This window comes from Clostridium sp. FP1 (genome assembly GCF_011065975.2).
Classification (GTDB): Bacteria; Bacillota; Clostridia; order Clostridiales; family Clostridiaceae; genus Clostridium_AD; species Clostridium_AD tagluense.
Map to the genome: position 1 here is coordinate 2,415,540 of NZ_JAAMNJ020000001.1, position 12,635 is coordinate 2,428,174.

Consider the following 12,635-nt stretch of genomic DNA (forward strand, 5'->3'; position numbering starts at 1 on the left):
TGGGGGAATGCTGCTATGACTAAATACTATCCGATGATGATTAATATTAAAAATAAAAAATGTTTAGTTGTTGGAGGCGGAAATGTTGCCTTTAGGAAAGTTAATGAGCTTATTGAATATGGAGCTAAAGTAACGCTAGTTTCCAAGGAAATTAATGAAAACATAAATTCATTAGTTGAAAATGTGGACAAAAGCATTATATATATTGAGGATACTTATAAAAGTGAATATATTAAAGGTGCTTTTATAGTTATTGCAGCCACTAATGATAGGGGCATTAATTTTGAAATAGCTAGTGACTGCGAGCAAAAAGATATTCTTGTAAATGTAGTAGATGATTTAGAAAGTAGTAGATTTATAGTTCCTGCAAAAGTTAAAAGAGGAGACCTAACAATAACATTATCTACTAATGGTAAATGTCCCTTTTATAGCAAATTACTAAGAAAGAAATTAGATCTTCAATTTGATGATAGCTACAGTATATTTGTAAATATATTAGGCGATTTTAGAAAAGAGCTTTTAAAGAATATAGAATCATGTTCAAAAAGAAAAGATATAATGGCTTCTTTAGATATGGAGTACTATATTAAAAGGCTTAGGGAAATAGGAGAAGAGGAAGTTCGAAAAGAAATTATGACACATGCTCTATAGAATTAAAAAATCAGTAAAATAGCAACAGAGATTTTTAGCAAGCAGACAAGCTCTATATGTGGGTTTAGCTATATTATAGCAAAGAAAAAAACTTCAGTAGAAGGGTAAATCTCCTTCTGAAGTTGTTAGTGTTACAGCACTGCAGGTGATGATTTAAGTTTTAAAACCATAACCTCCTCTTCATCCTCAACTTCACCTGTAAATTCAAAGCCAAAACTCTTATATAAACCTTTAGCTACTGCATTTTCAGGCACCTCACTAAGATATACCTCATCATAATTATAATTATTGCCAATATATTCAATGATTTTTGCCATTGATTTCTTGCCATATCCTTTTCCTTGGAACTTCTCATCAATCATAAACCTGCAAATCCAAAATTCATCATCAACATTTTTATCCTCATCCTCATCTATTCCAAACATAACAAATCCAACCATAGTTTCATCATCATAAATACACATAGGTGTGCAGTCAGGTTCATATTTTGATTGTGCCAAAGAAAATGAATTAGGTGCTACAAAATGCTTCTGAGCTTCTGACACCTTTAAATGTACACAATCCAGCCAGTTATCAGAAGTTACTTCTTTTAATAAAATATTCATATAAAATCCCCCCGGGTTCATTTGATGCTTGAACTTCGCTAGAAAAGTAAGCTATCATTTTAAATTTTGGTACATGTATATTTTACACTATTATACATGTAAAATATATGGTTATATTAATTAATATTGATTAATTATAAATATTTTACATAAAATAATATTTTCTTAGAACTACCTTATTTTTAAAATAGTTCTAGATACTCCTCGTACCCTTCTTCTTTAAGTTTATTAGTAGGTATAAACTTCAATGCAGCACTATTTATACAATATCGTAATCCACCTTTTTCACTTGGACCATCGTTGAATAAATGTCCTAAATGGCTGTCACCATATTTGCTTCTTACTTCTGTTCTTATCATTCCATGGGTTACATCCTTATTTTCCTTTACATGTTCTTCCACTAGTGGCTTCGTAAAACTAGGCCACCCACAGCCTGAATCAAATTTATCTAGAGAGGTAAATAATGGCTCTCCACTATTAATATCTACATAAATTCCTTCTTCACTATTATTCCAATACTCATTATCAAAAGATCTTTCTGTGCTATTTTCTTGACTTACCTCAAATTGAGTAGGAGTCAGTGTCTTTTTTAGTTCTTCTTTACCTTTTTTGTTATAAATTTTTTTAGACATAAGATTATCTCCTTTCGTTGTTAGAGTGCTTATTTTATTTTTAAGTTACCCATTAAAAAATATTCATATAAACATGGTACCAAATGTTTATATAATACTCTAGTTAAATTTTATTAAATGTTTAACTTAATATATAGTGAACTCAAGCAGAATTTTTTATAATAATAAGGAAACAATATAATATAGTAAGCAAAAAAATTATATAAGGAGATAGATTATGAACTATTTAGACAAATTAGCAAAAAATATTGAGTTTAATGGAAAAAAACAAAAGGTTAGCAATCATAAAAGTTTTTTGGCTTTAGCAGTAGTGGGTGTTGCAATTGGAGGTGCTGCTGTAGCTTTATTCACTAAAAATTGCTCTATAGAAACAAAAAAAAATGTTACTAACAATCTAGAAGATAATAATGGAGGTATACAAAAGGATATTGATGAAAATGCAAATATAGTTGAAGATATAAATCTTAATAGAGATGAAATTGAGGATACTTTGAAAAATGTGGGTGAGGAATCCATAGGTGATGTTGGTATTGCAATGGAGCATGCACTAGAGGATGATTACGATGAGAAGCAAAATGAGGATAAAAATTAATTGAAATTGCAAGATAATTATTATACTCTCACAGGGACAGACATTTTAGTCTGTTCTTTTGTTTTTTTTTGCATAGGTATTGACATAAAAATTTTTTGGGAATATAATGTACTTCGTAAGCGAAATATACGTATACGAAATGTACTGGAGCGAAATATATTTTAAGGTGGTGTTGTAGTGGAAATATTAAATGATAGCATAGAAGTTGCAAAGCTGTTTCAAGAGGTTATGCAGTTATTTAAACATAATACAAGTAAGGTGCTTTGTGAAGCAGGTATTTCTGCACCTCAAGGCATGGTACTCGGACTTTTAAGTAAAAAAAAGAAGATGAAGATAACAGAACTTAGCCAGCAGCTTTGTTTATCCAATAGTACTGTATCGGGAATCGTCGATAGGCTTGAGAAGCAGGAAATGGTAGTACGAGAAAGAAGTGAAAGTGATAAGAGGGTAGTTTATGTAAGTATATCACCCAAATTTAATGACATGCATGAAATTTTTAAAAAGCAGTTTGAAAAAAACATACAAAGCACAATGAGTAGAGGAAGTGAAGATGAACTTCATAAAATTTTTGAAGGTCTAAGTACACTTAAGAAACTTTTAGGCGACCAACAAAATAAACAATAACAGTGAATGGAGATGATATTAAATGATTAAATTATTTAGATTTTTAAAACAATACACATTGCAAATAGTTGCAATAGTTGTATTGATTTTTATTCAAGTACTTGCAAATCTATATTTGCCAACACTTACGGCAGATATAGTTGACAAGGGGATAGTACAAAAGGATGTAGTTCAAACTATTTCATTTTTAGGATTTAGTGGCTCGTATAAAGGTGTAGATTATATTCTTAGACTAGGTGGAATTATGCTAATTATATCACTGGGTGGCGTAATATGCTCAGTTATGGCTTCATTTCTATCTTCAAAAACTGCTGTAGGCTTTGGTAGGATTATTCGTAATAAATTGTTTGCTAAAGTTGAAGGGTTTTCGCTACATGAGTTTGATAAGGTGGGGACTGCCACTCTTATAACAAGAACTACAAATGACGTTACTCAGGTTCAAACAGTAACCGTAATGATTTTTTCTATTATGCTTTTTGCACCTTTAACTGCCCTAGGTGGTATTGTTATGGCTTTAAGAGAGGATGCATCACTAACCTGGATTTTTGCAGTTGTAGTTCCGCTTCTTGGAATTATTATTGGAGCAACTCTTGCATACGCTATGCCGTTATTTAAAGCAATGCAGGTAAAAATAGATAAATTGAATCTTGTATTACGTGAATCACTTACTGGTATTAGAGTTGTACGCGCATTTAATCGTACAGAGACTGAAAAGGTTAGATTTGATGATGCTAATGCTGACCTTATGGACAATGCTGTAAAAGTGAATAAAATTATGGCGTTTTTAATGCCAATAATGATGTTAATTATGAATGTTACAACAATTGCTATTATTTGGTTTGGTGGCAAAAGAATAGACGCTGGAACTATGCAAGTAGGTTCATTGCTTGCATTTATTCAATACGGAATGCAAATTTTATTCGGATTCTTAATGCTTGCTATGGTATTTATAATGATACCAAGAGCTCAAGCTTCAGCAATAAGAATAAATGAAGTATTAGACATGGAACCGGGAATAATAGATCCAAAGAAGGAAATACTTGCTGATAAAAAAAGTGGATATGTTGAATTTGTTGATGTCAGCTTTAGCTACCCAGGTGCAGAGCAACCAGCCATTAGCAATATAACCTTTAGTGCAAGGCCCGGCGAGACAACAGCTATTATTGGTGGTACAGGTTCCGGTAAATCTACCCTAGTAAACTTAATACCACGTTTTTATAATGTGGATAGCGGCACAGTATTAGTTGATGGTGTGGATGTACGTGAAATGAGTCAGGAGGGTCTAAGGTCAAAGATAGGCTTTGTTCCTCAAAACACTGTACTCTTTTCTGGAACTATTGCTGAAAATATTAAATATGGTAAGAATGATGCGACCTTTGAAGAAGTTCAACATGCAGCAACTGTAGCACAAGCTACAGACTTTGTTAATGGAATGGAAGAAGGGTATGAGCATTTCATTGCTCAAGGAGGTACAAATGTTTCTGGTGGACAAAAACAACGTCTATCTATAGCGCGTGCTCTAGTTAGAAAGCCTGAAATATATATTTTTGACGATAGTTTTTCAGCCCTTGATTTTAAAACTGATGCAAAACTTCGAGCAGCACTTAAAGAGGAAACAGCAAAAGCTACGGTACTTATTATTGCTCAAAGAGTTGCAACAGTTATGGACGCTGATAGAATCATAGTTTTAGATGAAGGTAAAATTGTAGGTATGGGAAATCACAATGAACTTTTAACCAGTTGTGAGGTATACCATGAAATTGTATCTTCACAGCTTTCAGAGGAGGAATTATCATGAGTGAAAATAAAAAAGGAAATAGATCAGGTGGGGGTATGGGTGGTGGACCAATGGCATCCTTTGCCGGTCCTATAGTAAAAGCTAAGGACTTTAAAGGAACCTTAAAAAGGCTTTTAAGTTACTTAAAGCCACAAAGAGTTAAATTTATACTAGTATTTATATTTGCAATCATTAGCACTATTTTTTCAATAGTAGGACCTAAGATTTCTGGAAAAGCTATAACTAAACTATTCGAAGGAATAATGAGTAAAATTGGGTTACTTCAGTTGAATATGCAGCAAGATAAAATAGCAGCTGTAATAAATGCTAATCCTGAAGCTTCAAAGAGTCCCAAGATAGTTGAGGGACTTGCTCAAGTTAAAGTTGGCATTGCTAAGATAATGGATTTAAATGGTGGTAAAATAGATTTTCATTATATAGAACGTATTATTTTAATACTACTGGCACTATATTTAATAAGCACACTTTTTGGTTTTCTTCAACAATATATTATGGCTGGAGTTGCTCAGAAAACTGTTTATAGTTTACGCAAAGATGTTGATGAGAAGCTTTCACGGTTACCTCTTAAGTTCTTTGATGCAAGAACTCATGGTGAGATATTAAGTCGTGTAACAAATGATATTGATAATATCTCAACTACGCTTCAACAAAGTCTTACTCAGCTTATTACGTCTATTGTTACCATCATTGGTGTTATTATTATGATGCTCACAATAAGCCCACTACTTACACTTGTGGTTATTTTAACATTGCCACTATATATTGTGGTAACAGCATTTGTTGCAAAACGCTCTCAAAAATATTTTGCAGCTCAACAAAAAGAAATTGGAGCACTTAATGGTCATGTTGAAGAAATGTATACAGGTCATAAAATTATTAAGGCCTTTGGACATGAGAAGGATTCCATAGAAAAGTTTAAAGATATTAATGATAGATTATACAATTCAGGTTGGAAAGCACAATTCATATCTGGAATAATAATGCCTATGATGAGATTTGTTAGTAATATAGGATATGTAATAGTTTGTGTTGTAGGTGGTTATTTAGCAACACAAGGAAGAATCACTATTGGGGATATTCAAGCTTTTATTCAATATTCAAGTCAGTTTACTCAGCCAATAGTTCAAACTGCAAATATTGCTAATATAATTCAATCAACAGTTGCATCTGCTGAACGTGTTTTTGAGCTTTTAGATGAAGTTGAAGAAGTGCCAGATGCTACATCTGCCAAACTCATAGAATTCCCTAAGGGAGAAGTTGTGTTTGAAAATGTTGACTTCAGCTATAAAGCAGGAGAACCACTTATTGTAAACATGAATATTGACGTAAAACATGGTCATACAATTGCAATTGTTGGGCCAACAGGGGCTGGTAAAACTACACTTGTTAATCTGCTTATGCGTTTTTATGAAATAGATGCGGGTAAGATTACAATTGATGGAGTGGATATTAGAGACATAAAACGTGGTGAACTACGTAATATGTTTGGTATGGTACTTCAAGATACTTGGCTCTTTAATGGTACTATAATGGAGAACATCGCTTATGGTAGGGAGGGCGCAACAGAAGATGAAGTTATGCAGGCAGCAAGAGCGGCCCATGCACATCACTTTATTAAGACTCTTCCTGATGGATATAATACAATACTAAATGAAGAAGCTTCAAATATATCACAGGGGCAAAAACAACTTCTTACTATAGCTAGAGCAATACTTGCAAATCCAACTATTATGATACTTGATGAAGCTACAAGTAGCGTTGACTCAAGAACAGAAGTTTATATACAAAGGGCAATGACCGCGCTTATGGAAAACAGAACAAGTTTTGTAATTGCTCATAGACTTTCTACAATTAGAGATGCAGAGTTAATACTAGTTATGAATAAAGGAAGTATTATTGAGATGGGGAGTCATAATGAACTTCTTGCTCAAAAGGGCTTTTATGAAGATCTTTATAATAGCCAGTTTACTGGTGCAAACTTAGATAATGAAGTGGTATAAATAAAAAATAATTTTAAATAAGGCTATGTTACCATTATTTTAATGGTAACATAGCCTTATTTTAATTATACTTGTAATAAAAAATTATAATTATCACCTATAAATTTTAATATAACAGTTGCTATTAATGATTGACCATCAATATTGGGATGTATACCATCTTTACATAAAAACTGACTGTAATTGCTGTGTTTTAAAAATTCTGTTCTTATGTCTATTAGCACAGTATTAGTTTCATTAGCTACTTCTGTAATGATTTTATTATATGAACTATGCCAGTTGAAAAGTCTATCCTTTGTACCTAGCCATTGTAAGATATTTTGCTCTGCAAAAGAATCTTCTTTTGTAATCCATTTGAAGTATTTTAGAGGATCCAGTGGTGGTAGTGTCATAAGTACAGGTAATATGTGATTAACCTTCAATGTATCTATCATTGCACATAGTGTTTCCCGATAAGTTGAAATATCAGTATTTGGTTTGTATTGCTCGTCAGGGTTTTTAGCAATGTCAGCCCAATTATAGTCACAGTCATTACCACCAAACTCTATTAAAACTATATCAGGTGATTTTTTTATGACATCATTATACATCTTACTAACACCCCTCATAATGGTGCTTCCAAATTTACCTGCATTGTATACTTGCCCTTTTATTTTATTTGAAATGATATTTGTAAAGTTTTCTTTTAAAGCTGAATATTTTGATTTTTCTTCGTCATAAATAATTCCCTTGGTAATAGAATCACCAAATGCTATAAGAACGTAACTATCTTTTATTTTCATAATTTGCCTCCATAAAATTAAATATTAAGCCATTAATTTTTTTTGTATAATTTATTTAATGTATATTAACAATATACCACATAATTATTGAAGACGCAATACGTAGTTATTAAAACTAGGTAACAAATAAGTAATATTTACTGCAGGATTTCATAGAAATATTATCATCAATATTATTTTGCAAAAATGAGGATAATATACACATAGATTCTAGGTAAATGGAAAAATAGTCTACAAAACTATTAAATTACCTACTCCGGCTACTATAAAAAAGGATTATGATTATATGAAAGAAATTGATAGTTTAGCTTTTGCAAATGTTCAACTTGATTTTAGGGATGCTATAAAAAAATATAATAATGAAAGTGATGGCAAAACTTATACTAAAAAAGCTAAAAAACAAGTTAAAACATTAGGTAGAGAATTGACTTTCAAAGACTTAAAGGGTATGCCTAATTTCAAAAGTAAGAATAAAAACCAAAATTCTTTTAGTACAAATAATCAAAATGGAACGATAGCTATAATAGATGATAATTCTGTTAAAATACCTAAATTAAAAGAAGCTATTAAGTTTGTTAATCATAGACAATTACCTCAAAATAGTATAATAATGTTTAGAAATTTTCTGAAGTATAAGTTAGAAGTAGTGGAAAACAATTTATCAAAATAGACAAATGGTATCCATCATCTAAAACTTGTAGTAATTGTGGAAATATTAAAGAGAATTTGCAGTTATCAGATAGAATATATAAATGTGAATGTTGTGATATAATTATAGATAGAGATTATAACGCAAGTCTAAATATAAAAGAGGTTGGTTCTACCTTGCTCGCATGGTAAATTTGTCTTCATTAGAAGGCATTACCCATGAAGCTCCCACTTCTAAAGTGGGGGTAAGTTCACTCCACAACAACCTAATTTTTTATCACCAAAGCTTTCTTCGTTGGCTTTTACAATGTCTTTTATAAATTTATCGAACCATTAGAGGAATTAGGGATGATATGAATCAGGCATATACTCCTTTCCCTCGCCTAAAAGAAAGAACTTGGCAACAAGCAGCAAATGCTTGCAATTGGAAGAGCGTTAATGTCCAGGCCCAAGTTACTCATAAGGGTTATTGCATAAACATAATATTAGCATAAAGTTTAAAAGCAAGTGGAGTTATATCTACTTGCTTTTTAATATTGTATACCAGTCGGCATCCTGCAATTTATCACGTGGGTGGAACTTACTTCTTGTATATTGCAATACCAGAAGAATTCGCACCTAAAAAGGTGACACCTAGGAACTCATTATCCTCTACCATACGTCTAAAAAGCTTGCCAATCTTCTTCCTTTGAGATAAGGAGACATTATTCCAAAAGTCCGTTAAGAGGTCTGCAAATTGGAACTTACCACTAATGGTATTTATGTTCACTCTAATTAAATTCAATATATCATCTTCAGTAAGGTTGTCTTTTAATATTATGATTTTTTCATCATCATCAATATTTTTAATTTCACTTCTAATGATTTCCGTTAAGTATTGACCTATGCCCATATAGCCTTTTGTTTTTGTAATATGTTCTAGCAGCTTTAAATCATCCTCGGCTAGGCGTATACGTACATTAAACTCTTGCATTTTAAATCACCCCTTCTAGTCATTATAGTATATTGCAAAAGGCTACGCAACCATGAAATATATGGAGAATACTAAAGGTATCCTAACATAATAAGCGAGTATTGTGTTTGCAAATATTGATAAAATCTTCTCAGGGTTATATAATGTTATTACAGGTTATGCAACCTGTAATAACATTATGATGCAAATTGCATGCGTCAGAGAAAACGTATTCATACCAACTAGAAGTCATTTGTTTTTTTATATTTGTAACTAAATTTTATAAGGAGGAGCAAAATTGAAAAAAATAGGATTACTTCCTAGACTTATTATAGCTATTATTTTAGGTATCATGTTAGGAGGTATACTTCCAGAAACCGGGATTAGAATTTTTGCAACATTCAATGGATTATTTGGTCAATTTTTAGGATTTGCTATACCTCTTATAATTATAGGATTTGTAGCACCGGGTATAGGTGATCTTGGCACTGGAGCAGGTAAAATTCTAGCTATAACAGCAGGAATAGCCTATGCTTCTACTGTACTTGCAGGATCTTTGGCATATTTTGCAAATGCTACTATTCTTCCAATGTTTTTAAAACCCGGATATTTAGGAGACTTTGCTAAGGGTGGGTTAGCTACATCATTTATTAATATTAAAATACCACCTCTAATGGATGTAATGACAGCGTTAGTTCTTGCCTTTACATTAGGTATAGGAATTGCTGTAATAAAATCTACTGCCATAAAGAGTGTTATGAAGGAATTTCAAGATATTATTACTAAACTGATTACGGGCATAGTAATCCCATTACTTCCTATATACATTATGGGTACTTTTGCAAATATGACTTATGCTGGTCAAGTTGCTTCTATATTAAAAGTATTCTCAAAAGTATTTATTTTAGTACTTATACTTCACTTTACAGTAATTATACTTCAATATGTAATTGCTGGAATAATAGCTGGTGCTAATCCAGTTAGCTTAATAAAAACAATGATTCCTGCATATTTAACAGCGATAGGAACTCAATCATCTGCAGCAACTATTCCAGTTACTCTTGCTCAAACTAAGAAAAATGGAGTAAATGATGGAGTAGCAGACTTTGTAGTACCACTTTGTGCAACTATACATCTTTCTGGTAGTACAATAACACTAGTTAGTTGCTCCCTTGCAATAATGATGTTAAATGGCATGAATTATAGTTTCGGAACTTTCTTTGGGTTTATCTTAGCCTTAGGGGTTACAATGGTAGCTGCTCCTGGGGTTCCTGGTGGAGCTGTTATGGCGTCACTTGGGCTACTTCAAAGTATGCTTGGATTCAGCGAACCATTAACATCCCTTATGATTGCTCTATACTTAGCTCAAGATAGTTTTGGTACTGCTTGTAACATAACTGGTGATGGAGCAATTGCAATATTAATAAATAAAATTTCAGGACATAAACTTTTTGACCAAAAACATGAAAATGTAAAAGAAGAAAATATTGTTGCCTAAAAGTAATATATAAAATTGCGTATATTAAGCAAAATAAAACCATCCTGCTAAAAAAGCAAGGTGGTTTTATTTGATTAATATCAATATCATAGTGTAAGTGACTAAAATTCATTCTGCAATTTAGCAGGGATTTTTGCTAAGAATAAAGAATATATTACATAATAGTATTTGGAAATATAAGCATGATAAAAAATGTTATTGTACATTATTTGTATAATACTATATGAAGGAGGGAGAAATTTATGAGAACACTTATTGTTTATGGTTCTAAGCATGGTGCTACAGAAAAATGTAGTAAAGCCTTAAAAGATAAGCTTTACGGGGAAGTCACCATTGTAAATATAAAAAAGGACGTAATACCTGATATGGGTTCATTTGATGATATTGTTATCGGCGGGTCAATCTATGCAGGGAGAATCCAAAAGGAAATAAGAGAATTTTGTTTCAAAAATGCTAATACTTTAAAAAATAAAAAAATAGGTTTTTTTGTATGTTGCATGAGTGAAGGGGAAAAAGCAATATCACAGTTGAATGATAGTTTGCCAAACGAATTAATGTCTATGGCCACAGCTAAAGAACATTTTGGAGGAGGCTTTGCATTTAGTAAAATGAATTTTTTTGAGAAATTTATAATTAAGATGGTATCTAAAAAAGAGAAAAATGCTATTAAAGTAAATATTAATAAAGATGTTTTAAATATACATGAAGATAACATTAATAGATTTGTACAATTAATGAATAATAAGTAGTCTTTAATTAGTCATGTAACGTAATGGAAGGGGAATTAACGAATGTATAGTTTTAAAAATGATTATAGTGAAGGTGCTCATCCAAATATATTGAAAGCACTAATGGAATCGAATATGGAACAGTCGGAGGGGTATGGGGAAGATAAATATTCTTTAGCTGCTATTACATTGTTAAAGGATAAATTGAAATGTGATGAGGTTGATATACATATGTTTTGTGGTGGAACTCAAACAAATCTTACTGCAATATCTGCGTTTTTAAGACCACATGAGGCTGTTATTTCAGCAAGTACTGGACATGTATTAGTTCACGAGACTGGAGCTATTGAAGCCACTGGCCATAAAGTTATTTCTATGAAAGTAGATGATGGAAAACTTAAGCCTATTCATATAAAAATGACACTCGAAGAGCATACCGATGAGCATATGGTAAAGCCTAAGATGGTTTATATTTCAAATCCCACCGAAATAGGGTCTATATACAAGAAACAAGAATTAAAAGATTTAAGTGAGTGTTGCAGATTTAACAATTTGATTTTATACATTGATGGAGCAAGACTAGGATCTGCACTATGCTCAAAAGGGAATGATATTGAGTTTTCAGATTTGCCAAAGCTAACTGATGCTTTTTATATAGGCGGGACTAAAAATGGTGCATTAATGGGGGAAGCTCTTGTTATTTGCAGAGAGTCGCTTAAAGAAGATTTTAGATTTCATATTAAGCAAAAGGGAGGATTACTTGCAAAGGGAAGGCTAATTGGTATACAGTTTTTGGAGTTATTTAAAGAAAATATTTTTTTTGACTTAGCAAAACATGCAAATGATATGGCGCAGCTATTAAAAATGGGAATTAGTAATTGTGGATATGAATTTTTAATAGATTCGCCAACAAATCAAATATTTCCAATATTGCCTAATAAAATAATTGAAAAGCTTAAGGAAAAGTATTCCTTTTATATATGGCAAAAAATTGGTGAGGATAATTCTGCTATTCGGTTAGTAACATCCTGGGCTACAGCGGAAGAGGCTGTTAAGTCATTTATAGATGATATTACCATATTTATGAATGAATTTTATGTGGTATAATGTAAGTTGTTAATGAAA

Annotated in this window: 14 protein-coding genes and 2 pseudogenes; 11 read left to right on the plus strand and 5 right to left on the minus strand. The window is 31.8% G+C overall.

Annotated features, from left to right (window positions below):
• The first annotated feature begins 15 nt into the window (after nucleotides 1–15).
• Nucleotides 16–651: a bifunctional precorrin-2 dehydrogenase/sirohydrochlorin ferrochelatase gene (locus G9F70_RS11625; protein ID WP_164946888.1), complete on the plus strand. Its 636-nt coding sequence runs from the start codon at nucleotides 16–18 to the stop codon at nucleotides 649–651.
• Nucleotides 652–782: 131 nt separating this feature from the next.
• Here G9F70_RS11625 and G9F70_RS11630 read toward each other — a convergent pair whose 3' ends face one another.
• Nucleotides 783–1,256 carry a GNAT family N-acetyltransferase gene (locus tag G9F70_RS11630; RefSeq protein WP_125005693.1) on the minus strand — a complete coding sequence of 158 codons (474 nt, stop codon included), beginning with the start codon at nucleotides 1,254–1,256 and terminating at the stop codon, nucleotides 783–785.
• Between the two features lie 182 nt (nucleotides 1,257–1,438).
• A complete protein-coding gene (gene msrB, locus G9F70_RS11635) occupies nucleotides 1,439–1,888 on the minus strand; it encodes a peptide-methionine (R)-S-oxide reductase MsrB (protein WP_164946887.1) in 450 nt (149 codons plus the stop codon).
• A 217-nt stretch (nucleotides 1,889–2,105) separates the two neighbouring features.
• On the opposite strand from msrB, the gene G9F70_RS11640 reads away from it, so the two are divergent.
• The 4 genes from G9F70_RS11640 (at nucleotide 2,106) to G9F70_RS11655 (ending at nucleotide 6,902) form a co-directional block, all read left to right on the plus strand.
• Nucleotides 2,106–2,480 (plus strand): hypothetical protein, encoded by a 375-nt coding sequence (locus G9F70_RS11640; protein ID WP_164946886.1) that lies wholly within the window; start codon nucleotides 2,106–2,108, stop codon nucleotides 2,478–2,480.
• 177 nt (nucleotides 2,481–2,657) lie between these two features.
• Complete coding sequence (locus G9F70_RS11645) at nucleotides 2,658–3,104, plus strand: MarR family winged helix-turn-helix transcriptional regulator (RefSeq protein ID WP_164946885.1); 447 nt, start codon at nucleotides 2,658–2,660, stop codon at nucleotides 3,102–3,104.
• Between the two features lie 22 nt (nucleotides 3,105–3,126).
• On the plus strand, nucleotides 3,127–4,902 hold the full coding sequence (locus tag G9F70_RS11650; RefSeq protein ID WP_164946884.1) for an ABC transporter ATP-binding protein: 1,776 nt from the start codon (nucleotides 3,127–3,129) through the stop codon (nucleotides 4,900–4,902).
• Nucleotides 4,899–6,902, plus strand: coding sequence for an ABC transporter ATP-binding protein (locus tag G9F70_RS11655; protein ID WP_164946883.1), 2,004 nt, complete (start codon nucleotides 4,899–4,901; stop codon nucleotides 6,900–6,902). The genes G9F70_RS11650 and G9F70_RS11655 overlap by 4 nt, the downstream gene beginning before the upstream one ends.
• A gap of 65 nt (nucleotides 6,903–6,967) precedes the next feature.
• Here the strand turns inward: G9F70_RS11655 and G9F70_RS11660 are convergent, their stop codons facing one another.
• Nucleotides 6,968–7,684, minus strand: a complete 717-nt coding sequence (locus tag G9F70_RS11660) for an SGNH/GDSL hydrolase family protein (RefSeq protein WP_164946882.1) — start codon at nucleotides 7,682–7,684, stop codon at nucleotides 6,968–6,970.
• Between the two features lie 286 nt (nucleotides 7,685–7,970).
• Here G9F70_RS11660 and G9F70_RS11665 point away from each other — a divergent pair, with 286 nt between their 5' ends.
• Together G9F70_RS11665 and G9F70_RS27480 are read left to right on the plus strand one after the other, a co-directional pair.
• Nucleotides 7,971–8,354 carry a hypothetical protein gene (locus tag G9F70_RS11665; protein WP_164946881.1) on the plus strand — a complete coding sequence of 128 codons (384 nt, stop codon included), beginning with the start codon at nucleotides 7,971–7,973 and terminating at the stop codon, nucleotides 8,352–8,354.
• A complete protein-coding gene (locus G9F70_RS27480; protein ID WP_411956016.1) occupies nucleotides 8,351–8,524 on the plus strand; it encodes a zinc ribbon domain-containing protein in 174 nt (57 codons plus the stop codon). The genes G9F70_RS11665 and G9F70_RS27480 overlap by 4 nt, the downstream gene beginning before the upstream one ends.
• Before the next feature lie 42 nt (nucleotides 8,525–8,566).
• On the opposite strand, the pseudogene G9F70_RS27485 reads toward G9F70_RS27480, so the two are convergent.
• Nucleotides 8,567–8,653: pseudogene (locus G9F70_RS27485) on the minus strand (LDCC motif putative metal-binding protein); the annotation flags it as partial.
• A 17-nt stretch (nucleotides 8,654–8,670) separates the two neighbouring features.
• Here G9F70_RS27485 and G9F70_RS11675 point away from each other — a divergent pair.
• A pseudogene (locus G9F70_RS11675) lies at nucleotides 8,671–8,794 on the plus strand (ABC transporter ATP-binding protein); the annotation flags it as partial.
• Nucleotides 8,795–8,912: 118 nt separating this feature from the next.
• Here the strand turns inward: G9F70_RS11675 and G9F70_RS11680 are convergent.
• Nucleotides 8,913–9,305 carry a DUF1413 domain-containing protein gene (locus G9F70_RS11680; protein ID WP_125005707.1) on the minus strand — a complete coding sequence of 131 codons (393 nt, stop codon included), beginning with the start codon at nucleotides 9,303–9,305 and terminating at the stop codon, nucleotides 8,913–8,915.
• 277 nt (nucleotides 9,306–9,582) lie between these two features.
• Here G9F70_RS11680 and G9F70_RS11685 point away from each other — a divergent pair, with 277 nt between their 5' ends.
• The 3 genes from G9F70_RS11685 to G9F70_RS11695 all read left to right on the plus strand — a co-directional run bounded on the left by G9F70_RS11685 (nucleotide 9,583) and on the right by G9F70_RS11695 (nucleotide 12,617).
• Nucleotides 9,583–10,782, plus strand: a complete 1,200-nt coding sequence (locus tag G9F70_RS11685; RefSeq protein WP_164946880.1) for a dicarboxylate/amino acid:cation symporter — start codon at nucleotides 9,583–9,585, stop codon at nucleotides 10,780–10,782.
• A gap of 242 nt (nucleotides 10,783–11,024) precedes the next feature.
• A complete protein-coding gene (locus G9F70_RS11690; protein ID WP_164946879.1) occupies nucleotides 11,025–11,531 on the plus strand; it encodes a flavodoxin domain-containing protein in 507 nt (168 codons plus the stop codon).
• A gap of 42 nt (nucleotides 11,532–11,573) precedes the next feature.
• Nucleotides 11,574–12,617 (plus strand): threonine aldolase family protein, encoded by a 1,044-nt coding sequence (locus G9F70_RS11695; protein ID WP_164946878.1) that lies wholly within the window; start codon nucleotides 11,574–11,576, stop codon nucleotides 12,615–12,617.
• Nucleotides 12,618–12,635: the final 18 nt, after the last annotated feature.

Excerpts from the sequence above, each read along its gene's own strand:
- G9F70_RS11625 (WP_164946888.1), top strand. The coding sequence starts at position 16 with ATGACTAAATACTATCCGATGATGATTAATATTAAAAATAAAAAATGT.
- G9F70_RS11630 (WP_125005693.1), bottom strand. The coding sequence starts at position 1,256 with ATGAATATTTTATTAAAAGAAGTAACTTCTGATAACTGGCTGGATTGT.
- msrB (WP_164946887.1), bottom strand. The coding sequence starts at position 1,888 with ATGTCTAAAAAAATTTATAACAAAAAAGGTAAAGAAGAACTAAAAAAG.
- G9F70_RS11640 (WP_164946886.1), top strand. The coding sequence starts at position 2,106 with ATGAACTATTTAGACAAATTAGCAAAAAATATTGAGTTTAATGGAAAA.
- G9F70_RS11650 (WP_164946884.1), top strand. The coding sequence starts at position 3,127 with ATGATTAAATTATTTAGATTTTTAAAACAATACACATTGCAAATAGTT.
- G9F70_RS11655 (WP_164946883.1), top strand. The coding sequence starts at position 4,899 with ATGAGTGAAAATAAAAAAGGAAATAGATCAGGTGGGGGTATGGGTGGT.
- G9F70_RS11660 (WP_164946882.1), bottom strand. The coding sequence starts at position 7,684 with ATGAAAATAAAAGATAGTTACGTTCTTATAGCATTTGGTGATTCTATT.
- G9F70_RS11665 (WP_164946881.1), top strand. The coding sequence starts at position 7,971 with ATGAAAGAAATTGATAGTTTAGCTTTTGCAAATGTTCAACTTGATTTT.
- G9F70_RS11680 (WP_125005707.1), bottom strand. The coding sequence starts at position 9,305 with ATGCAAGAGTTTAATGTACGTATACGCCTAGCCGAGGATGATTTAAAG.
- G9F70_RS11690 (WP_164946879.1), top strand. The coding sequence starts at position 11,025 with ATGAGAACACTTATTGTTTATGGTTCTAAGCATGGTGCTACAGAAAAA.
- G9F70_RS11695 (WP_164946878.1), top strand. The coding sequence starts at position 11,574 with ATGTATAGTTTTAAAAATGATTATAGTGAAGGTGCTCATCCAAATATA.